A 20,960-nucleotide genomic window follows, 5' to 3' on the forward strand; every position below is an offset into this window, starting at 1 on the left:
GTCACGAAAGCCCCAGGTGAGGCCCGGTGCTCCGGGCCCCCGTACGACTACGCAGCGTGCCCATCGCCCCGGCGGTGGGCACAGCGCGTTGTGCGACCCTGTCTCCGGTTTCCCCGTCTCGGCCCCAGAGGGACCATGGTGGGAGCGGCCCGCACGGGCCACCGACCATGTCCGCGCCTCATCGCAGGGGGTAACCGACCGGACGAGAGCTGAGGAGCACATGGCTGCCGAGAGCACGCCGGGAACCGGCATACCGGGCACCCCCGGCCCCACCGGCCCGCGCCACCGGGCCCGGGGCCGCCGTCGCAGACCCCGCGGCAGACGCCGTACGGGCGTCCTCGTCGCCGCCTGGGCCGCGGCGGGCGTCGTCGTCCTCGGCGGCACCGGGGCCGGGTACGTCTACCTCAAGCTCAACGGCAACCTGGAGAGCGTCGACATCGACCACGCCCTCGGCGCCGACCGGCCCGAGAAGGTCGACGACGGCTCCCAGAACATCCTCGTCCTCGGCTCCGACACCCGCTCCGGCGGCAACGACAAGCTAGGCGGCGGCACCGACGACGGCACCGCACGCTCCGACACCGCGATGATCGTGCACGTCCACGAGGGCCACAAGGAGGCCAGCGTGGTCTCCGTACCCCGCGACACCATCATCGACCGGCCCGCCTGCACCGACACCGACGGCGGCGAGCACCCCGCCGCGTCCGGCGTGATGTTCAACAGCGCCTACTCCACCGGCGGCGCCGCCTGCGCCGTGAAGACCGTCGAGTCGCTCACCGGCATCCGCATGGACCACTACCTGGAGGTCGACTTCAGCGGCTTCCAGAAGCTCGTCGACGAACTCGGCGGCGTCAGGGTCACCACCACCGAGGACATCCAGGACCCCGAGAGCCACCTCGACCTCAGGGCCGGGACGCACCAGCTCACCGGCGAGCAGGCGCTCGGCCTGGTCCGCACCCGGCACGGCGTCGGGGACGGCTCCGACCTCGGCCGCATCCAGCTCCAGCAGGCGTTCCTCAAGGCCCTGGTCGACCAGATCAAGGACGTCGGCCTGTTCACCAGCCCCAAGAAGCTCTACGACCTCGCGGACACCGCCACCAAGGCCGTCACCGCCGACTCCGACCTGGGCTCGGTGAACTCCCTGATGTCCTTCGCCAGCAGCCTCAAGGGCATCGGCCCCGACGACATGACCATGGTCACCATGCCGGTCCAGTACGACCCCGCCGACCCCAACCGCGTCATCATCGCGGAGAAGCAGGCGGACCGGGTGTGGAAGGCCCTGAAGAAGGACCGGCCCATCCCCGAGTCGGCCACCGAGGGCACGGCGACCGGCGAGGCCAAGGGCGTGGTCAGCGCCCCCTGAGGACCCCGGGCGGCCCGCGCGGGAATAGACCAGCGCAACCCCCGGTTTTGGGGGATGGCCCCAGTCCTGGCAGACTGGTACGTCGGCTCCGGTTCACGCCCCCGCACCCCGCGGCAGCGACCCGGCGCCCTCCCGAAACCTAGGAGACACCTTGAAGCGCGACATCCACCCCGAGTACGTCGAGACGCAGGTCAGCTGCACCTGTGGCGCGTCGTTCACCACTCGCAGCACGATCCAGAGCGGCACCATCCGTGCCGAGGTCTGCTCCGAGTGCCACCCGTTCTACACGGGCAAGCAGAAGATCCTCGACACCGGTGGCCGTGTGGCCCGCTTCGAGGCCCGCTTCGGCAAGGCCGCCGGCAAGAAGTAGCGAGCCGCCAGCGCCGGTCCACGGCAGCGCCCCCGCACCCCGGGGGCGCGCCGGGGACCGGCGTTTTTGGTCGCGCCGCCCGGACCCCTCCGTGGGGCGCCTCGCCCGTCTTACCGTCGTACGTCCGTCATCTCAGGAGCCCAAGATGTTCGAGGCCGTTGACGACCTCGTCGCCGAGCACGCCGATCTGGAGAAGCAGCTCGCCGATCCGTCGGTCCACGCCGACCAGGCCAACGCGCGCAAGCTCAACAAGCGCTACGCAGAGCTGACCCCGATCGTCGCCACCTACCGCTCCTGGAAGCAGACCGGCGACGACATCGAGACCGCGCGCGAACTCGGCGCGGACGACCCGGAGTTCGCCGCCGAGGTCAAGGAGCTGGAGAAGCACCGCGAGGAGCTGACCGAGAAGCTGCGCCTGCTGCTCGTCCCGCGCGACCCCAGCGACGACAAGGACGTGATCCTGGAGATCAAGGCGGGCGCGGGCGGCGACGAGTCCGCCCTGTTCGCCGGTGACCTGCTGCGCATGTACCTGCGGTACGCCGAGCGGGTCGGCTGGAAGACCGAGATCATCGACGCCACCGAGTCCGAGCTGGGCGGCTACAAGGACGTCCAGGTCGCCGTGAAGACCCGCGGGCAGACCGAGCCGGGGCACGGCGTGTGGGCGCGGCTGAAGTACGAGGGCGGGGTGCACCGCGTGCAGCGGGTGCCCGCCACCGAGTCGCAGGGCCGCATCCACACCTCCGCCGCCGGTGTGCTGGTCACCCCCGAGGCCGAGGAGGTGGACGTCGAGATCAACCCCAACGACCTGCGGATCGACGTCTACCGGTCCTCCGGGCCCGGCGGGCAGTCGGTGAACACCACCGACTCCGCGGTGCGCATCACGCACCTCCCGACCGGGGTCGTCGCCTCCTGCCAGAACGAGAAGAGCCAGCTCCAGAACAAGGAGCAGGCCCTGCGTATCCTGCGGTCCAGGCTGCTCGCCATGGCGCAGGAGGAGGCGGAGCGGGAAGCCGCCGACGCCCGCCGCAGCCAGGTCCGCACCGTCGACCGCTCCGAGAAGATCCGCACCTACAACTTCCCGGAGAACCGCATCTCGGACCACCGCGTCGGCTTCAAGGCGTACAACCTGGACCAGGTCCTGGACGGCGACCTCGACGCGGTGATCCAGGCGTGCGTCGACGCGGACTCGGCCGCCAAGCTCGCCGCCGCGTAATTTCCCACGACAGCTCGGACAGCTCGGAGGACCAGCGTGAACCTGCTGCTCGCGGAGGTGGCGCAGGCCACCCAGCGGCTGGCCGACGCCGGCGTGCCCTCGCCGCGCACCGACGCGGAGGAACTCGCCGCGTTCGTGCACGGCGTCAAGCGCGGCGAGCTGCACACCGTCCGGGACGCGGACTTCGACGCCCGGTACTGGGAGGTCGTCGCCCGCCGCGAGGCCCGCGAACCGCTCCAGCACATCACCGGCCGCGCCTACTTCCGCTACCTGGAACTCCAGGTGGGGCCGGGGGTGTTCGTGCCCCGGCCGGAGACGGAGTCGGTAGTCGGCTGGGCGATAGACGCCGTCCGGGCCATGGACGTCGTCGAGCCGTGCATCGTCGACCTGTGCACCGGCTCCGGCGCCATCGCCCTCGCCATGGCGCAGGAGGTGCCGCGCTCCCGCGTGCACGCCGTGGAGCTGTCGGAGGAGGCGCTGCCGTGGACCCGCAAGAACATGGAGGGGTCCAGGGTCGACCTGCGCCACGGCGACGCCCTGACCGCGTTCCCCGACCTCGACGGCCAGGTGGACCTGGTCATCTCCAACCCGCCGTACATCCCGCTCACGGAGTGGGAGTACGTGGCGCCCGAGGCGCGTGACCACGATCCCGAGCTGGCGCTGTTCTCCGGCGAGGACGGCCTCGACCTGATCCGCGGCCTGGAGCGCACCGCGCACCGGCTGCTGCGGCCCGGCGGGCTCGTCGTCGTCGAGCACGCCGACACCCAGGGCGGGCAGGTGCCGTGGATCTTCGCCGAGGACCGCGGCTGGACCGACGCGGCCGACCACCCCGACCTGAACAACCGGCCGCGTTTCGCCACCGCGCGCAAGGCGCTGCCGTGACCGCCCCGAACCACTCCATCCCGCAGTACGTGTACTTCGTGTACGAGGAGGCCCGCTGATATGGCACGGCGATACGACACCAACGACGCGACCGACCGCGTGACGGGTCTGCGCGAGGCCGCGTCCGCCGTCCGCCGTGGCGAGCTGGTGGTCCTCCCGACCGACACCGTGTACGGCATCGGCGCCGACGCCTTCTCCTCGGAGGGCGTCGCCGACCTGCTCGCCGCCAAGGGACGGGGCCGCACCATGCCCACGCCCGTCCTCATCGGCTCCCCGAACACCCTGCACGGCCTGGTCACCGACTTCTCCGAGCTGGCCTGGGAGCTGGTCGACGCGTTCTGGCCGGGTGCGCTGACGCTGGTCGCCAAGCACCAGCCGTCCCTCCAGTGGGACCTCGGTGACACCCGCGGCACGGTCGCCGTGCGGATGCCGCTGCACCCCGTCGCCATCGAGCTGCTCACCGAGGTCGGCCCGATGGCGGTCTCCTCCGCCAACCTGACCGGGCACCCGGCGCCGGAGGACTGCGACGCCGCCCAGCAGATGCTCGGCGACTCCGTCTCCGTCTACCTCGACGGCGGTCCGACGCCGGGCATCGTGCCGTCCTCCATCGTCGACGTCACCGGCCAGGTGCCGGTGCTGCTGCGGGAGGGCGCGCTGTCGCCGGAGGAGTTGCGGAAGGTCGTACCCGACCTCGAGGTGGCCAATTGACCGCCCCTGGGTCGGGGCGTGGCATAGGCAACGGGGAGAGCGCGGCGGAGATCACGACGACGTTCGTGGGGCTGCCGCGCGACACCTTCCGCATCCTCCACGTCAGCACCGGAAACGTCTGCCGCTCGCCCATCACCGAGCGGCTGACCCGTCATTTCGTCAAGGAGCGGCTCGGCATCCTGGGCGGCGGGCTGATCGTGGAGAGCGCGGGCACCTGGGGCCACGAGGGCGCGCCCATGGAGGCCAACGCCGAGACGGTGCTGGCCGACTTCGGCGCGGACGCGTCCGGGTTCACCGGGCGTGAGCTGCTGGACGAGCACGTCATCCGGGCCGACCTGGTGCTGACGGCCACGCGGGACCACCGGGCGCAGGTGATCTCGATGGGGCACTCGGCGGGGCTGCGGACGTTCACGCTGAAGGAGTTCACCCGGCTGGTGAAGGCCATCGACCCGGCGACGCTGCCGCCGCTGGACGACGGGGTGGTGATCCGCGCCCGCGCCCTGGTGCGGGCGGCGGCGGCGCTGCGGGGGTGGCTCCTCGCGCCCACCGCCGAGGCGGACGAGGTGTACGACCCGTACGGGGCGCCGCTGCCGTTCTTCCGGTCCATCGGGGACGAGATACACGAGGCGCTGGATCCGGTGGTGACGGCGCTGACCGGGGTCCCCGCGCGAACCTAGGGCCCTGACCGCCGGGCGGCGGCCCCGTCAGGGGCCTACATTTGGGGCATAGGTCACCGCAGACGCCCCGGGAGTCCACCATGTCGGTCACCCCCGCCCCCACCGTCGATGCCGCCGAGGTGCTGCGTCGGCAGGACCCCCAGCTCGCGGACGTGCTGCTCGGGGAGCTGGCGCGGCAGTCGACCACGCTCCAGTTGAGCGCCGCGGAGAACTTCACGTCCCCGGCCGTGCTGGCGGCGCTCGGCTCGGCGCTCGCCAACAAGTACGCGGAGGGGTATCCGGGGGCCCGGCACCACGGGGGCTGCGAGGTCGTCGACGTCGCCGAGCGGCTGGCGGTGGACCGGGCGAGGGCGCTGTTCGGGGCGGAGCACGCGAACGTGCAGTCGCACTCGGGCTCGTCGGCGGTGCTGGCGGCGTACGCGGCGCTGCTGAGGCCCGGGGACACCGTCCTCGCGCTGGGGCTGCCGTACGGCGGGCACCTCACGCACGGGTCGCCCGCGAACTTCTCCGGGCGCTGGTTCGACTTCGTCGGCTACGGCGTCGACGCCGAGACCGGGCTCGTCGACCACGACCAGGTGCGGACGCTGGCGCGGACCCGGCGGCCGAAGGCGATCGTGTGCGGGTCCATCGCCTACCCGCGCCACCTCGACTACGCCTTCTTCCGCGAGGTCGCCGACGAGGTCGGCGCCTATCTGATCGCGGACGCCGCGCACCCGATGGGGCTGGTCGCCGGGGGAGCGGCGCCCAGTCCGGTGCCGTACGCGGACATCGTCTGCGCCACCACGCACAAGGTGCTGCGCGGGCCGCGCGGCGGGATGGTGCTGTGCGGGAGCGAGCTGGCCGAGCGGGTGGACCGGGCGGTGTTCCCGTTCACCCAGGGCGGCGCGCAGATGCACACCATCGCCGCCAAGGCCGTCGCGTTCGGCGAGGCCGCCACGGCGGACTTCGCGGCGTACGCGCACCAGGTGGTCGCCAACGCCCGGGTGCTGGCGGCGGGGCTGGCCGCCGAGGGGCTCGTCGTCACCACCGGCGGCACCGACACCCACCTGATCACCGCCGACCCGACGCCGCTCGGCGCCGACGGCCGCACCGCGCGGAACCTGCTCGCCGCGGCCGGGCTGGTGCTGGACTGCTGCGCCCTGCCGCACGGCGACGCACGCGGGCTGCGGCTGGGCACGGCGGCGGTGACCACGCAGGGGATGCGGGAGGCCGAGATGGGCCGGATCGCCGCGCTCCTCGCGGCGGTGGTGCGGGGGGAGGTGGACGGGGCGCGGGCCAGGGGCGAGGTGCGGGAGCTGACGCTGGGCTTCCCGCCGTATCCGGCGGCCCATCCGGCGTCGTATCCCGCCTGAGCGGGGGTAGGCGGCACCCACGGCACCGCTCGCACAGCCTGGCGTGCAACCATCGTCGCTACCCGGAAGTCCCTACGTATATGCGTCACGGACGAGTCCGTCGCTAGGGTGTGGGCTGAGATGGCCAGCGAGACCTGTGGGGAAGCCCGTGCGTGAATACCTGCTGACGCTCTGCGTCACGGCCGCGGTGACGTATCTGCTGACCGGGCCGGTACGCAAGTTCGCGATCGTGGCGGGGGCGATGCCGGAGATCCGGGCCCGGGACGTGCACCGGGAGCCGACTCCGCGCCTCGGCGGGATCGCCATGTTCTTCGGGCTGTGCGCGGGTCTGCTGGTCGCCGACCACCTGACCAACCTCAACGAGGTCTTCGAGAAGTCGAACGAACCGCGGGCGCTGCTCTCCGGGGCGGCGCTGATCTGGCTGATCGGGGTGCTGGACGACAAGTTCGAGATCGACGCCCTGATCAAGCTGGGCGGGCAGATGATCGCGGCCGGTGTGATGGTGGTGCAGGGTCTGACGATCCTGTGGCTGCCGGTCCCCGGTGTCGGGACGGTCGCGCTGACCCAGTGGCAGGGCACGCTGCTCACGGTCGCGCTGGTGGTGATCACCATCAACGCGGTGAACTTCGTCGACGGCCTGGACGGCCTCGCGGCGGGCATGGTGTGCATCGCCGCGTGCGCGTTCTTCCTGTACGCCTACCGGATCTGGTACGGCTACAACATCGAGGCCGCCGCCCCGGCGACGCTGTTCGCGGTGATCCTGATGGGCATGTGCCTGGGCTTCCTGCCGCACAACATGCACCCGGCGCGGATCTTCATGGGCGACTCCGGGTCGATGCTGATCGGGCTGGTGCTGGCCGCCGGCGCGATCTCGGTGACGGGGCAGATCGACCCCGACGTGATGAAGCTGTTCTCCGGCTCCGAGCGCAACGCGGTGCACCAGATGGTGCCGGTCTACATCCCGCTGGTGATGCCGCTGACGATCATCGCGATCCCGGCTGCCGACCTGGTGCTGGCGATCGTCCGGCGCACCTGGCGCGGTCAGTCGCCGTTCGCGGCGGACCGGGGGCACCTGCACCACCGGCTGCTGGAGATCGGGCACTCGCACAGCCGGGCGGTGCTGATCATGTACTTCTGGTCGGCGCTGATCGCCTTCGGGGCGCTGGCCTACTCGGTGAACTCGGCGTCGATGTGGATCGTGCTGGGTGTGGTCTTCCTCAGCGCGATCGGGCTGATCCTGCTCCTGCTGCCGCGCTTCACGCCGCGCGCCCCGCGGTGGGCGGAGCGGTTCGTGCCGCCGCGCTACCGGCGCCGCCGTCGCGCCCTCGCGGTGGCGGTGGAGGAGGCGGCCGAGCCGGTGGCCGCGCGGGAGGAGCCGCGTGAGCCGGTGGCGGCCGGGGCGTCACGGGTCAACGGCGCGACCGCCGTGGGACACCGAAGGTAAGAATCTGACTAAAGCATTGCCAACCCGTGGGGCTGTGATGGGGGAGCAAAGCATCCCAATACCAGACAAGTCGGCTGGGTTCTTGCTCAGGCGCGCGCTTTCACTCTCATGTGTGACAGTGAGCACACGCTCAGGTAAAGACCTCATCAAATAGTTTGTGATACCGTTCACGAGAACCCCCGGATAGAGCCGAAGGACCCTAGTGCGAGGGTCCATTGGTGTGAGGTTCGCTCTCAGCCCGGGACTACGCTCGTCCATGACGACACCCTGCCCCCTTTTGTGAAAGCGGAGTTGCCGCCATGCCGTCCAATGACGCCCGGATCCTCGCTCAGGCCGCTGTGCCCACAGCCGCCGTCGGCGCGGTCGCCGCCGTGGTCAGCGGAGTGGTCGCCGGTGGCAAGGGGGCAATCGGGGCGGTCGTCGCGACCGTGATCGTGACCCTGTTCATGGGAATCGGTCTCTATGTTCTCCAGCGCACCGCCAAATCGCTTCCGCACCTTTTCCAGGCGATGGGCCTGATGCTCTACGCGGCACAAATTCTGCTGCTGTTCGTCTTCGTCGCCGCGTTCAAGAACACCACGCTCTTCCACCCCAGGGCCTTCGCGCTCACGCTGGTCGCCGCCACCCTCGCGTGGATCGCCGCGCAGACGCGGGCGCACATGAAGTCCAAGATCCTCTACGTCGAGCCCGACAAGTCGGGGCACTCGTCGTGAGGGGTAGGGCCGGGATAAAGGCGCATGAGAGATCCTGCTATCGTCCGGTGCCAACTGCGGCATCGCGGGCGCGGGCATCCGAGCTGACGCCTGCTCAATCGCGAGGCGAGATGCCCCACAGCCGCCCCCACATCCGTAACACCAGTCCCGTGCCGAACCGCGGCCCCGCGCCGCGCCGACACAACGAGGTTGCCGTTTCCATGCGCCACGATGAAGGAGCCCGCGGTGAGTGCTGACCCGACGCAGGTGCTCGCCTTCGAGACCGACTGCCACCTCTTCGACGGGTGTGGCTTCCCGGCTCCGGGCCTGCACTCTTTCCTCTTCGAGCCGCTCCTGGGAGACGCCGACGGCAACGGCTTCTACTTCAACAAGCCGATGCTGCTCGCGCTGCTCGGCTCGATCATCGTGGTCGGCTTCTTCTGGGCCGCGTTCGCCCGGCCGAAGGTCGTCCCGGGCAAGCTCCAGATGGTCGCCGAGGCCGGGTACGACTTCGTACGCCGCGGCATCGTCTACGAGACGATCGGCAAGAAGGAAGGCGAGAAGTACGTACCGCTCGCCGTCTCCCTGTTCTTCTTCATCTGGATGATGAACCTCTGGTCGATCGTCCCGGTCGCCGCGTTCCCGGTGACGTCGATCATCGCCTACCCGGCCATCCTGGCCCTGATCGTCTACATCACCTGGGTCTCCCTGACCTTCAAGCGCCACGGCTTCGTCGGTGCCCTCAAGAACTTCACCGGCTACGACAAGTCGCTCGGCCCGGTGCTGCCGCTGGCCATGACCATCGAGTTCTTCTCGAACCTGCTGGTCCGCCCGTTCACGCACGCGGTCCGGCTCTTCGCCAACATGTTCGCGGGTCACACCCTGCTGCTGCTGTTCACCATCGCCTCCTGGTACATGCTGAACGGCATCGGCATCGCGTACGCCGGGGTCTCGTTCGTGATGGTCATCATCATGACCGCCTTCGAACTCTTCATCCAGGCCGTCCAGGCGTACGTCTTCGTCCTGCTGACCTGCACCTTCATCCAGGGCGCGCTCGCCGAGCACCACTGAGCACCCCGCATCTCCACCCCGCACTCGTCCGGTGGCCAACCCCCACCGGTCCGTAAAGAGAAGGAAGAACTGGCATGTCCAACCTTGCTGCTGTCACCGGTGACCTCGGTTCCGTCGGTTACGGTCTCGCGGCCATCGGCCCGGGCGTCGGCGTTGGCATCATCTTCGGTAACGGCACCCAGGCCCTCGCCCGCCAGCCCGAGGCCGCCGGCCTGATCCGTGCCAACCAGATCCTGGGCTTCGCCTTCTGTGAGGCGCTCGCCCTGATCGGTCTCGTCATGCCGTTCGTCTACTAAGACGAGCCCTGACGACCGACCCTTTCGACGAAAGGCACTGATGTGACATCCGCCCTGGTTTTCCTGGCGGCTGAGGGGGAGAAGGAGAATCCCCTCATTCCGCCGTGGCCGGAAGTTGTCATCGGCCTCATCGCTTTCGTCATCGTCTTCGGCTTCCTCGCCAAGAAGCTCCTTCCGACCATCAACAAGGTCCTGGAAGAGCGTCGCGAGGCCATCGAGGGCGGTATCGAGAAGGCCGAGGCCGCGCAGACCGAGGCCCAGAGCGTCCTTGAGCAGTACAAGGCCCAGCTCGCCGAGGCCCGGCACGAGGCCGCGCGCCTGCGCCAGGAGGCGCAGGAGCAGGGTGCCGCGCTCATCGCGGAGATGCGGGCCGAGGGCCAGCGTCAGCGCGAGGAGATCGTCGCCGCCGGCCACGCCCAGATCGAGGCCGACCGCAAGGCCGCCGCCTCCGCGCTGCGCCAGGACGTCGGCAAGCTCGCCACCGACCTGGCCGGAAAGCTGGTCGGCGAGTCCCTTGAGGACCACGCCCGCCAGAGCCGCGTGATCGACCGCTTCCTCGACGAACTTGAGGAGAAGGCCGAGGCGTCTCGATGAACGGAGCGAGCCGCGAGGCCCTGGCAGCCGCACGCGAGCGTCTCGACGCGCTGACGGACGCCACGTCCGTGGACGCCGGCGCCCTCGCCGACGAGCTGGCCGCCGTCACCGCGCTGCTCGACCGCGAGGTGTCGCTGCGTCGGGTCCTGACCGACCCGGCGCAGTCCGGAGAGGCCAAGGCCGACCTGGTCCAGCGCCTGCTCGGCGGTCAGATCGGCGGGTCCGCCGCCGACCTGGTGTCCGGCATGGTCCGCGCCCGCTGGTCGCAGTCCCGCGACCTGGTGGACGCGCTGGAGGAACTGGCGAACACCGCCGACCTCACCGCCGCCCAGCGGGCGGGCACGCTCGACGACGTCGAGGACGAGCTGTTCCGGTTCGGCCGGATCGTCGCCTCGAACACCGGGCTGCGCGCCGCGCTGACCGACCGCAAGGCCACCACCGCGGCCAAGGGCGAGCTGCTGCGCAGCCTGCTCGGCGGCCGTGCCGCGCAGGCCACGGAGCGTCTGGTGACGCGTCTTGTGACCGCGCCGCGGGGACGTAGCCTGGAAGCGGGACTGGAGTCCCTGTCCAAGCTCGCCGCCGACCGCCGGGACCGCGTGGTCGCCGTCGTCACCTCGGCGGTGCCGCTGAGCGACGGCCAGAAGCAGCGCCTCGGCGCCGCCCTCGCCAAGCTCTACGGCCGTCAGATGCACCTCAACCTGGAAGTGGACCCGGCGGTCGTCGGGGGCATCCGGGTGCAGGTCGGTGACGAGGTCATCAACGGCTCCCTCGCGGACCGGCTTGAGGACGCCGAGCGCCGACTGGCCGGTTAGCCGACCAGCAACTGAACACGTAGTACGTACCTACGGCCCTGGTTGGGCCGTGCAGAGGATTCACCTCTTAACGGGGGGAGTCCCCATTCCCCCCAAGTGAAACTTCGGGCCCAACAAGGAGAGCAGGGAACCCAGATGGCGGAGCTCACGATCCGGCCGGAGGAGATCCGGGACGCACTGGAGACCTTCGTCCAGTCGTACAAGCCGGACGCGGCCTCGCGCGAGGAGGTCGGTACGGTCACCCTTGCCGGCGACGGCATCGCGAAGGTCGAGGGTCTGCCCTCGGCCATGGCCAACGAACTGCTGAAGTTCGAGGACGGCACCCTCGGCCTCGCGCTCAACCTGGAAGAGCGCGAGATCGGCGCCATCGTCCTCGGTGAGTTCAGCGGCATCGAGGAGGGTCAGCCGGTCACCCGCACCGGCGAGGTCCTCTCCGTCGCGGTGGGCGAGGGCTACCTCGGCCGCGTCGTCGACCCGCTCGGCAACCCGATCGACGGCCTCGGCGAGATCGAGACCAGCGGTCGCCGCGCCCTGGAGCTGCAGGCTCCCACGGTCATGCAGCGCAAGTCGGTGCACGAGCCGATGGAGACCGGCTACAAGGCCGTCGACGCCATGACCCCGATCGGCCGTGGTCAGCGCCAGCTCATCATCGGCGACCGCCAGACCGGCAAGACCGCCCTGGCCGTCGACACGATCATCAACCAGCGTGACAACTGGCGCACCGGCGACCCGAAGAAGCAGGTCCGCTGCATCTACGTCGCCATCGGCCAGAAGGGCTCCACCATCGCGTCGGTCCGCCGCGCGCTGGAGGAGAACGGCGCGCTGGAGTACACGACCATCGTCGCCGCCCCGGCGTCCGACCCGGCCGGCTTCAAGTACCTCGCCCCCTACACCGGCTCGGCCATCGGCCAGCAGTGGATGTACGAGGGCAAGCACGTCCTGATCATCTTCGACGACCTGTCGAAGCAGGCCGACGCCTACCGCGCCGTGTCGCTGCTGCTGCGCCGCCCGCCGGGCCGTGAGGCCTACCCGGGTGACGTCTTCTACCTGCACTCCCGTCTCCTTGAGCGCTGCGCCAAGCTCTCCGACGACATGGGTGCCGGTTCGATGACCGGTCTGCCGATCGTCGAGACCAAGGCCAACGACGTCTCGGCGTTCATCCCGACCAACGTCATCTCCATCACCGACGGCCAGTGCTTCCTGGAGTCCGACCTGTTCAACGCCGGTCAGCGTCCGGCCCTGAACGTCGGTATCTCGGTCTCCCGCGTCGGTGGCTCCGCCCAGCACAAGGCGATGCGCCAGGTGTCCGGCCGTCTCCGCGTGGACCTCGCCCAGTTCCGTGAGCTGGAGGCGTTCGCCGCCTTCGGTTCCGACCTGGACTCCGCGTCGAAGGCGCAGCTCGAGCGCGGCCAGCGCATGGTCGAGCTGCTGAAGCAGGCGCAGTACGAGCCGATGGCCACCGAGGACCAGGTCGTCTCCATCTGGGCCGGCACCAACGGCAAGATGGACGAGGTGCCCGTCGCCGACGTGCGCCGCTTCGAGAAGGAGCTGCTGGAGTACCTGCACCGCAAGGAGCAGGGCCTCATGACCTCCATCAAGGAGGGCGCCAAGATGTCCGACGACACCATCCAGGCCATCGCGGACGCCGTCGCGGAGTTCAAGAAGCAGTTCGAGACCTCGGACGGCAAGCTGCTCGGCGAGGACACCACGACGGGTCCGAAGGCGACCAGCGCCTCCAAGTGACGTAAGGAAGGGACCTGACTCATGGGAGCCCAGCTCCGGGTCTACAAGCGTCGCATCCGATCCGTCACCGCGACCAAGAAGATCACCAAGGCGATGGAGATGATCGCCGCCTCGCGCGTCGTCAAGGCGCAGCGCAAGGTGGCGGCGTCCACGCCGTACGCGCAGGAACTGACCCGCGCGGTCACGGCGGTCGGCACCGGGTCGAACACCAAGCACCCGCTGACCACCCAGGCCGAGACGGTCACCCGGTCCGCGGTGCTGCTGCTGACCAGCGACCGTGGTCTGGCCGGCGCGTTCAACTCCAACGCCATCAAGGCGGCGGAGCAGCTGACCGCACGGCTGGAGCGCGAGGGCAAGGAGGTCGACACGTACATCGTCGGCCGCCGTGGTGTCGCCCACTACAACTTCCGTGAGCGCAGGATCGCGGAGCAGTGGTCGGGCTTCACCGACGAGCCGTCGTACGCGGACGCCAAGAAGGTCGCGGCCCCGCTGATCGAGGCGATCGAGAAGGACACGGCGGACGGCGGCGTCGACGAGCTGCACATCGTCTTCACCGAGTTCGTCTCGATGATGACGCAGACCGCGCTCGACGCCCGTCTGCTGCCGCTGAGCCTCGACGAGGTGGCGAAGGAGGCGCAGCCGAAGGGCGAGATCCTTCCGCTGTACGACTTCGAGCCGTCGGCGGAGGACGTGCTCGACGCGCTGCTGCCGCGGTACGTCGAGAGCCGGATCTACAACGCGCTGCTCCAGTCGGCCGCTTCGAAGCACGCCGCCACCCGGCGTGCGATGAAGTCGGCCACCGACAACGCGGGTGAGCTGATCAACACGCTCTCCCGTCTTGCCAACGCGGCCCGCCAGGCCGAAATCACCCAGGAAATCAGCGAGATCGTCGGTGGCGCGAGCGCCCTGGCCGACGCGACCGCGGGGAGTGACAACTAATGACCACCACTGTTGAGCCGACCGCTCCTGCTGGCGTGGCCACTGGCCGCGTCGCGCGGGTCATCGGCCCGGTCGTCGACGTGGAGTTCCCCGTCGACGCGATGCCGGAGATCTACAACGCGCTGCACGTCAGCGTCGCCGACCCGGCGAACGAGGGCGAGCTGAAGACGCTGACCCTGGAGGTCGCCCAGCACCTGGGTGACGGCCTGGTCCGCACCATCTCCATGCAGCCGACCGACGGTCTGGTCCGCCAGGCCCCGGTCACCGACACGGGCACGGGCATCACCGTCCCGGTCGGCGACTTCACCAAGGGCAAGGTGTTCAACACCCTCGGTGAGGTGCTGAACGTCGACGAGACCTACGAGGGCGAGCGCTGGTCCATCCACCGCAAGGCCCCGAACTTCGACGAGCTCGAGTCGAAGACCGAGATGTTCGAGACCGGCGTCAAGGTCATCGACCTGCTCACCCCGTACGTCAAGGGTGGCAAGATCGGTCTGTTCGGTGGTGCCGGTGTCGGCAAGACGGTGCTCATCCAGGAGATGATCTACCGCGTCGCCAACAACCACGACGGTGTCTCCGTGTTCGCCGGTGTCGGTGAGCGCACCCGTGAGGGCAACGACCTGATCGAGGAGATGTCGGACTCCGGCGTCATCGACAAGACCGCGCTGGTCTTCGGTCAGATGGACGAGCCCCCGGGCACCCGTCTGCGCGTGGCCCTGGCCGGTCTGACGATGGCGGAGTACTTCCGCGACGTCCAGAAGCAGGACGTGCTGTTCTTCATCGACAACATCTTCCGCTTCACCCAGGCCGGTTCCGAGGTGTCGACCCTGCTCGGCCGGATGCCCTCCGCGGTGGGCTACCAGCCGAACCTGGCCGACGAGATGGGTCTCCTCCAGGAGCGCATCACCTCGACCCGTGGTCACTCGATCACCTCGATGCAGGCGATCTACGTCCCCGCGGACGACCTGACCGACCCGGCCCCGGCCACCACCTTCGCCCACCTCGACGCGACGACGGTGCTCTCCCGTCCGATCTCGGAGAAGGGCATCTACCCGGCCGTGGACCCGCTGGACTCCACGTCCCGGATCCTGGACCCGCGCTACATCACGCAGGAGCACTACGACGCCGCGATGCGCGTCAAGAACATCCTGCAGAAGTACAAGGACCTCCAGGACATCATCGCGATCCTCGGTATCGACGAGCTGGGCGAGGAGGACAAGCTCGTCGTCCACCGTGCCCGTCGCGTGGAGCGCTTCCTGTCCCAGAACACCCACGTCGCCAAGCAGTTCACCGGCGTGGACGGTTCGGACGTGCCGCTGGACGAGTCGATCGCGGCGTTCAACGCGATCTGCGACGGCGAGTACGACCACTTCCCGGAGCAGGCGTTCTTCATGTGCGGTGGCATCGAGGACCTCAAGGCCAACGCCAAGGAGCTGGGCGTCTCCTGAACTCGCTGAGTTCGACTGAGGGGGCGGGTGCGTCCCGCCCCCTCTTTCACGCCTACTAGACTTGTAACCCACACCCGGCAGACCCGCCGGGTGGTGACCCGAGGAGCCACCCTTGGCTGCTGAGCTGCACGTCGAGCTGGTCGCCGCCGACCGAAAGGTCTGGTCCGGCGAGGCCACCCTGGTCGTCGCGCGCACCACGTCCGGCGACATCGGCGTCATGCCCGGTCACCAGCCGCTGCTCGGTGTGCTGGAGTCGGGCCCGGTGACCATCCGTACGAGTGAAGGTGGAACGGTCGTCGCCGCGGTGCACGGCGGTTTCATCTCGTTCGCGGACAACAAGCTGTCGCTGCTGGCGGAGATCGCCGAGCTGTCGGACGAGATCGATGTCCAGCGCGCGGAGCGGGCGCTCGACCGGGCGCAGTCGGAGGCGGACGCCTTCGCGCAGCGCCGGGCCGAGGTCCGTCTGCGGGCGGCGGCGGCGCACTGAACCAGGGCGTCGTCGGCTGACGTCACTCAGCCGCGGTCGGCACCGGAGCAATCCGGCGCCGGTCGCGGCTGAGGCAGATATGGAAGTATTTCCGTTCCGTTACCTAGGAGACGAGGAGGTCGGTGTCGATGGTCCTCGCTCTGGCTGTGTGCGGATCGGTCGTCGCCGTGGTGGTGCTCGGGCTGTTCGTGTTCGGTCTGCGGCGCAGGCTGATCCAGCGCTCGGGCGGCACGTTCGACTGCTCCCTGCGCTGGGACGCCCCCGAGCAGGACGACACCGGCAAGGGCTGGGCCTACGGCGTGGCCCGCTACAACGGGGACCGCGTGGAGTGGTTCCGCGTCTTCTCGTACGCCCCCCGCCCGCGCCGCACCCTGGAGCGGTCCGCCATCGAGGTGGCCGGACGCCGGGTCCCCGCGGGTGAGGAGGAGCTGGCGCTGCTCTCCGACGCGCTGATCCTGACCTGTGTGCACCGCGGTACGCGCCTCGAACTGGCGATGAGCGAGGACGCGCTGACCGGTTTCCTCGCCTGGCTGGAGGCGGCGCCCCCCGGGCAGCGCGTCAACGTGGCCTGACGGAGGCCGGTCAGGCGGGGCAGATCTCGCCCTGGTAGGGCGCGGGCGGGGTGGTGCTCCGCTCGATCACGACCGTCCGCTGTTCCTGGGTGGCTATGTTCACGGTGACCGTGGCGGGCCACGCCGACAGCAGTGCGGCGAACGCCGCCGCGCAGCCGCCGAGGCAGGCGGTGCGGCGCGCGGACCTGCTGGGCTTGCGTTTCATGGTGCTCCCCCGGTTGAAGTCTCAATCTCTTTGGGTGAGCTGAAGTCTTCCCAGGGGCCGGGGGCCGGGCACCGGCCGTTCGGCCCCGTCGGTGGGAGCCGAAGGGCCCTGGTTCGCGCACGCCGGGGGCGCGTAGCGTACGAGTGCGCCGCGGACAGACGTGGGGTCTGTCCGCGGCGCGGCTCTCTCACCGGTCGGTACTACGGGCCTACTTCAGGCCGTTGCTGATGGCGCTCACCAACTCGCCGTTGCTGGTGTCGCCGCTGAACTCCCAGAAGAACGCGCCGCCCAGGCCCTGGTTCTTGGCCCAGGTCATCTTCCCGGCGATCGTCGACGGGGTGTCGTACGACCACCACTGGGTGCCGCAGTGGGCGTACGCGGTGCCCGCGACGGTGCCGGTGACGGGGCAGGAGTTCTTGAGGACCTTGTAGTCCTCGATGCCCGCCTCGTAGGTGCCGGGTGCCGCGCCGGTCGCCGTGCCGCCGGGGGCGGACTGGGTGACGCCGGTCCAGCCGCGGCCGTAGAAGCCGATGCCGAGCAGCAGCTTGGCGGACGGCACGCCCTTGGCCTTGAGCTTGGCGATCGCGTCAGCGGAGTTGAAGCCCGCGGTCGGGATGCCGGAGTACGAGGTCAGCGGGGAGTGCGGGGCGGTCGGGCCGGTGTTGGCCCAGGCGCCGAAGTAGTCGTACGTCATCACGTTGTACCAGTTGAGGTACTGCGCGGCGCCGCCGTAGTCGGCCGCGTCGAGCTTGCCGCCGTTGGAGCCGTCGGCGGTGATGGCGGCGGTGATGAGGTAGTCCGAGCCGAACTCGGCGCGCAGCGCCTGGCTGAGGTTCTTGAACGCGGCCGGGCCCGAGGTGTCACAGGTCAGACCGCAGGCGTTCGGGTACTCCCAGTCGATGTCGATGCCGTCGAAGACGTCGGCCCAGCGCGGGTCCTCCACGACGGCCTTGCAGGACTTGGCGAACGCGGCCGGGTTGGCCGCGGCCTGGCCGAAGCCGCCGGAGTAGGTCCAGCCGCCGAACGAGTACAGCACCTTGATGTGCGGGTACTTGGCCTTGAGCTGGCGGAGCTGGTTGAAGTTGCCGCGCAGCGGCTGGTCCCAGGTGTCGGCGGTGCCGCTCACCGACTGGTCCGCGGTGTACGCCTTGTCGTACGCGGCGTAGGTGTCGTCGACCGTGCACTGGCCGTTCTTCACGTTGCCGAAGGCGTAGTTGATGTGCGTGATCTTGGCCGCGGAACCCGAGGTGACCAGGTTCTTGACGTGGTAGTTGCGGCCGTAGACGCCCCACTCGGTGAAGTAGCCGAGGTTGACCTTGGACCCGGGCTGCGGGTCGGGGTCGGTGGAGCCGCCGGTGGTGCGCACGGCGCGGGCGCCGGAGACCGGGCCGGTCTGGTCGGCGGTGTCCCGGGCCTGGACGGTGTACGAGTAGTCGGTGCCCGCGGTCAGGCCGGTGTCGGTGTAGCTGGTGCCGGTGACCGTGGCGACCTTGGTGCCGCCGCGCAGGACGTCGTAGTTCTTGACGCCCTTGTCGTCGGTGGCGGCGCTCCAGCTGAGCTTCACCGAGGTGTTGGTGATGTCGGAGGCGGTCGGGGTGCCCGGCGCGGAGGGCGGGGTGTCGCCGGGGACGCTCGGGCCGCCGTCGCAGCTACCGCCGTTGATCTTGCAGCCGCTGGGGGCGCCGGAGCCGGTGCCGTTGAAGCCGAAGGAGACGGAGGCGCCGGGGGCGAGGTTGCCGCCCCAGGACTTGTTCTTGGCGGTCCAGTGGTTGCCGGAGGACGTCACGTCGGCGTCCCAGGCGGAGGTGACGGAGGTGCCGGAGGGGAAGTCCCACTCGACCGTCCAGGTGCTGAGGGTGGTGGTGCCGGTGTTCTTCACCGTCCACTTGCCCTCGAAGCCGGTGCCCCAGTCCTGGGTCTTGACGTAGGTGGCGGTGGCCTCGGTGGCCGCCTGGGCGGGGCTGGCGAGCCCGACCAGTCCGGCGAGGGGGAGCAGCAGGGTCGCGAAGCCTGCCGCCGCTCTGTGCCTGAAGCGCATGATGCGCCTCCTTTATGGGGGTGTGGGGGGCATGACTGAGCCTTCACGCCCACGGTGCCGCGAGAATAGAAAGGTCTGGACCACGGGTCAATAGGTCTGGACCACTTGACAAGTTCCCGGGCTTCCGCTGGCTAGATCCCCAACTCCTGCGCGAGCACCGCCGCTTGCACCCGGCTGCGCAGCCCCAGCTTCCCCAGCAACCGGCTGACGTGCGTCTTCACCGTCGCCTCCGCCATGTCCAGGCGCACCGCGACCTCCGCGTTCGACAGCCCCTCACCGAGGCAGGACAACACCTCGCGTTCGCGCCGCGTCAGACCGTCGAGGGCCGCCGGATCGGCCTTCGGCTGCCGCGCCGACCCGGCCGCGAACTCCGCGATCAGCCGCCGGGTGACCGCCGGGGCGATCAGCCCCTCGCCGCGCGCCACCGTCCGCACCGCCGCCAACAGGTCCGCCGCGTCGGTGTTCTTCAGCAGGAAACCGGCGGCGCCCGCGCGCAGCGCGCCGAAGACGTACTCGTCGAGGTCGAAGGTGGTCAGCACCAGCACGTCGGCGAGGCCCTCGGCCACCACCTGACGGGTCGCCGCCACCCCGTCGAGGAGCGGCATCTGAATGTCCATCAGCACCAGGTCGGGGCGGAGCTGACGGGCGAGCGCCACCGCCCGCTCCCCGTCCGCCGCCTCGCCGACCACCTTGATGTCGGGCGCGCTGCCCAGGATGAGCACCAGCCCCGCCCGCACGGCGGACTGGTCCTCCGCGACGAGGACGCGGATCATTCGGGTTCTCCTTCGGTGAGGGCGGTGAGGGGCAGCCGCGCCCGCACGGCCCAGACCCTGCCGTTCGGGCTGCCCTGCGGACCGGCGTCCAGCGTGCCGCCCAGCAGCGTGGCCCGCTCCCGCATCCCGACCAGACCGGCGCCGGAACCGGGTGCGCGCGGGCCGTCGTGGCCGCCGTACGGGCTGGTGACCGTGAGGGTGAGGGAGCCGTCCTGGCGGCGCAGGACGACGTGCACCCGGCCGGGGCCCGCGTGCTTGAGGGCGTTGGTCAGCGACTCCTGCACGATCCGGTACGCCGCCAGCTCCACCGGCGCGGGCAGCGCCCCGTCGCCGTGCCCGGCGTCCAGGTGGACGTCGAGGCCGTTGGCGCGGGCGGTGCCGACCAGCGCGCCGAGCCCGGCGAGGGTGGGCGCCGCGGACGGCTCGGTCCCGGCGCCCGCGTCCCGCAGCAGCCCGATCAGACGGCGCATCTCGGCTAGTCCCGCCACGCTGTTCTCCCGGATCACGCCGAGCGCCTGCCGGGAGGTCGCCGGATCGTCCAGGGAGAGCGCGGCGGTGGAGTGGATGGCGATCGCGGACAGGTGGTTGGCGACCATGTCGTGCAACTCCCGCGCCATCCGCGCCCGTTCCGCGGTCACCGCCTGCGCCCGGTCCATCTCGGCCAGCAGCGCGGTCTGCTCGGCGCGCAGCCGGGCGGCGTCGGCCGCGTCCCGGTGGTTGCGCACGATCAGGCCGGTGGAGGCGGGCCCGAACGACACGATCCCCACCCCGACCCCGATCAGCAGCGCCTCCGGCACCCGCCACACCGCGAACGGCACCACGGCACCGGCGACCGTGAGCAGCCCGGTGATCCAGGGGATACGGCGGGCCGCGGCGGGCGTGCCGTACAGGACGGCGGCGTACATCAGGTCCGTGTACAGCAGGACGGTGACCACACTGCCCCGGGTGATCGTGTCCGCGGCCAGCGCCACCGTCCCGATGAGCACCCCCGTGCGCGGCCGGGACCGGCGCAGCAGCTCACAGCCCGCGACCACGGCGAGGGGCACCAGCGCCGCCCAGCCCGGCGACCACAGCACCAGGGAGTCGTCCGGCACCCGGGGGAACAGCCCGACGGCCCACAGCAGCACCCCGCCGAGCAGCCCGCCCAGCGCGACGTACCCGTCGAAGCGGTGCGGGCGGGGGAGTCGTACGGCCATGACCCCATCCAACACGCGGCGGGCGCCCGTCGCCTGATGCCCGGGGAGGGTGTGCGACTGCATCCTTCGATGTACCCCGGGTTCGTCA

Annotated in this window: 22 protein-coding genes; 18 read left to right on the forward strand and 4 right to left on the reverse strand. The window is 70.3% G+C overall.

Features of this window, described 5'->3' with window-relative positions; all coding sequences use genetic code 11:
- Positions 1-220 precede the first annotated feature (220 nt).
- From ACFQZ6_RS24395 to ACFQZ6_RS24480, 18 genes are all read left to right on the forward strand, one after another.
- Positions 221-1,360, forward strand: coding sequence for an LCP family protein (locus ACFQZ6_RS24395; RefSeq protein ID WP_381612456.1), 1,140 nt, complete (start codon positions 221-223; stop codon positions 1,358-1,360).
- Between the two features lie 151 nt (positions 1,361-1,511).
- Positions 1,512-1,730 carry a 50S ribosomal protein L31 gene (gene rpmE / locus ACFQZ6_RS24400; RefSeq protein WP_381612458.1) on the forward strand — a complete coding sequence of 73 codons (219 nt, stop codon included), beginning with the start codon at positions 1,512-1,514 and terminating at the stop codon, positions 1,728-1,730.
- A 145-nt stretch (positions 1,731-1,875) separates the two neighbouring features.
- Positions 1,876-2,943, forward strand: a complete 1,068-nt coding sequence (prfA, locus tag ACFQZ6_RS24405) for a peptide chain release factor 1 (RefSeq protein WP_381612460.1) — start codon at positions 1,876-1,878, stop codon at positions 2,941-2,943.
- A gap of 36 nt (positions 2,944-2,979) precedes the next feature.
- Positions 2,980-3,825 (forward strand): peptide chain release factor N(5)-glutamine methyltransferase, encoded by an 846-nt coding sequence (gene prmC, locus ACFQZ6_RS24410; RefSeq protein ID WP_381612461.1) that lies wholly within the window; start codon positions 2,980-2,982, stop codon positions 3,823-3,825.
- Positions 3,826-3,885: 60 nt separating this feature from the next.
- The gene (locus tag ACFQZ6_RS24415) at positions 3,886-4,533 is read left to right on the forward strand and encodes an L-threonylcarbamoyladenylate synthase (protein ID WP_381612463.1); all 648 of its coding nucleotides are present in this window, start codon (positions 3,886-3,888) and stop codon (positions 4,531-4,533) included.
- A complete protein-coding gene (locus tag ACFQZ6_RS24420; RefSeq protein ID WP_381612465.1) occupies positions 4,530-5,210 on the forward strand; it encodes an arsenate reductase/protein-tyrosine-phosphatase family protein in 681 nt (226 codons plus the stop codon). The genes ACFQZ6_RS24415 and ACFQZ6_RS24420 overlap by 4 nt, the downstream gene beginning before the upstream one ends.
- 80 nt (positions 5,211-5,290) lie before the next feature.
- The gene (locus tag ACFQZ6_RS24425) at positions 5,291-6,562 is read left to right on the forward strand and encodes a serine hydroxymethyltransferase (protein ID WP_381612467.1); all 1,272 of its coding nucleotides are present in this window, start codon (positions 5,291-5,293) and stop codon (positions 6,560-6,562) included.
- A 148-nt stretch (positions 6,563-6,710) separates the two neighbouring features.
- Positions 6,711-8,006, forward strand: coding sequence for an MraY family glycosyltransferase (locus ACFQZ6_RS24430; RefSeq protein ID WP_381612468.1), 1,296 nt, complete (start codon positions 6,711-6,713; stop codon positions 8,004-8,006).
- Between the two features lie 299 nt (positions 8,007-8,305).
- Positions 8,306-8,719: a hypothetical protein gene (locus tag ACFQZ6_RS24435; RefSeq protein ID WP_381612470.1), complete on the forward strand. Its 414-nt coding sequence runs from the start codon at positions 8,306-8,308 to the stop codon at positions 8,717-8,719.
- Between the two features lie 210 nt (positions 8,720-8,929).
- Positions 8,930-9,769 (forward strand): F0F1 ATP synthase subunit A, encoded by an 840-nt coding sequence (gene atpB / locus ACFQZ6_RS24440; RefSeq protein ID WP_381612472.1) that lies wholly within the window; start codon positions 8,930-8,932, stop codon positions 9,767-9,769.
- Positions 9,770-9,843: 74 nt separating this feature from the next.
- Positions 9,844-10,065: an ATP synthase F0 subunit C gene (atpE, locus tag ACFQZ6_RS24445; RefSeq protein ID WP_004925497.1), complete on the forward strand. Its 222-nt coding sequence runs from the start codon at positions 9,844-9,846 to the stop codon at positions 10,063-10,065.
- A 42-nt stretch (positions 10,066-10,107) separates the two neighbouring features.
- Complete coding sequence (locus tag ACFQZ6_RS24450) at positions 10,108-10,659, forward strand: F0F1 ATP synthase subunit B (protein WP_381612474.1); 552 nt, start codon at positions 10,108-10,110, stop codon at positions 10,657-10,659.
- Complete coding sequence (locus ACFQZ6_RS24455; protein WP_381612476.1) at positions 10,656-11,471, forward strand: F0F1 ATP synthase subunit delta; 816 nt, start codon at positions 10,656-10,658, stop codon at positions 11,469-11,471. Before ACFQZ6_RS24450 ends, ACFQZ6_RS24455 begins: the two co-directional genes overlap by 4 nt.
- A 135-nt stretch (positions 11,472-11,606) precedes the next feature.
- Positions 11,607-13,214: a F0F1 ATP synthase subunit alpha gene (gene atpA, locus ACFQZ6_RS24460; protein WP_381612477.1), complete on the forward strand. Its 1,608-nt coding sequence runs from the start codon at positions 11,607-11,609 to the stop codon at positions 13,212-13,214.
- Positions 13,215-13,235: 21 nt separating this feature from the next.
- Entirely contained in the window at positions 13,236-14,153 is a 918-nt protein-coding gene (locus ACFQZ6_RS24465) for a F0F1 ATP synthase subunit gamma (protein ID WP_381612479.1), read from the forward strand.
- Complete coding sequence (atpD, locus tag ACFQZ6_RS24470) at positions 14,153-15,601, forward strand: F0F1 ATP synthase subunit beta (RefSeq protein WP_381612481.1); 1,449 nt, start codon at positions 14,153-14,155, stop codon at positions 15,599-15,601. Before ACFQZ6_RS24465 ends, atpD begins: the two co-directional genes overlap by 1 nt.
- Before the next feature lie 112 nt (positions 15,602-15,713).
- Entirely contained in the window at positions 15,714-16,088 is a 375-nt protein-coding gene (locus ACFQZ6_RS24475) for a F0F1 ATP synthase subunit epsilon (RefSeq protein ID WP_381612483.1), read from the forward strand.
- A gap of 128 nt (positions 16,089-16,216) precedes the next feature.
- Positions 16,217-16,660 carry a DUF2550 domain-containing protein gene (locus ACFQZ6_RS24480; RefSeq protein ID WP_381612484.1) on the forward strand — a complete coding sequence of 148 codons (444 nt, stop codon included), beginning with the start codon at positions 16,217-16,219 and terminating at the stop codon, positions 16,658-16,660.
- A gap of 10 nt (positions 16,661-16,670) precedes the next feature.
- Here the strand turns inward: ACFQZ6_RS24480 and ACFQZ6_RS24485 are convergent, their stop codons facing one another.
- From ACFQZ6_RS24485 to ACFQZ6_RS24500, 4 genes are all read right to left on the reverse strand, one after another.
- Positions 16,671-16,865 (reverse strand): hypothetical protein, encoded by a 195-nt coding sequence (locus ACFQZ6_RS24485; RefSeq protein WP_381612486.1) that lies wholly within the window; start codon positions 16,863-16,865, stop codon positions 16,671-16,673.
- Between the two features lie 208 nt (positions 16,866-17,073).
- On the reverse strand, positions 17,074-18,903 hold the full coding sequence (locus ACFQZ6_RS24490) for a glycosyl hydrolase family 18 protein (RefSeq protein ID WP_381612487.1): 1,830 nt from the start codon (positions 18,901-18,903) through the stop codon (positions 17,074-17,076).
- 131 nt (positions 18,904-19,034) lie between these two features.
- The gene (locus ACFQZ6_RS24495) at positions 19,035-19,676 is read right to left on the reverse strand and encodes a response regulator (RefSeq protein WP_381612489.1); all 642 of its coding nucleotides are present in this window, start codon (positions 19,674-19,676) and stop codon (positions 19,035-19,037) included.
- Positions 19,673-20,872: a sensor histidine kinase gene (locus ACFQZ6_RS24500; RefSeq protein WP_381612491.1), complete on the reverse strand. Its 1,200-nt coding sequence runs from the start codon at positions 20,870-20,872 to the stop codon at positions 19,673-19,675. Before ACFQZ6_RS24500 ends, ACFQZ6_RS24495 begins: the two co-directional genes overlap by 4 nt.
- Positions 20,873-20,960: the final 88 nt, after the last annotated feature.

The sequence above is a fragment of the Streptomyces flavalbus genome (assembly GCF_042674625.1).
Lineage (GTDB): Bacteria > Actinomycetota > Actinomycetes > Streptomycetales > Streptomycetaceae > Streptomyces > Streptomyces flavalbus.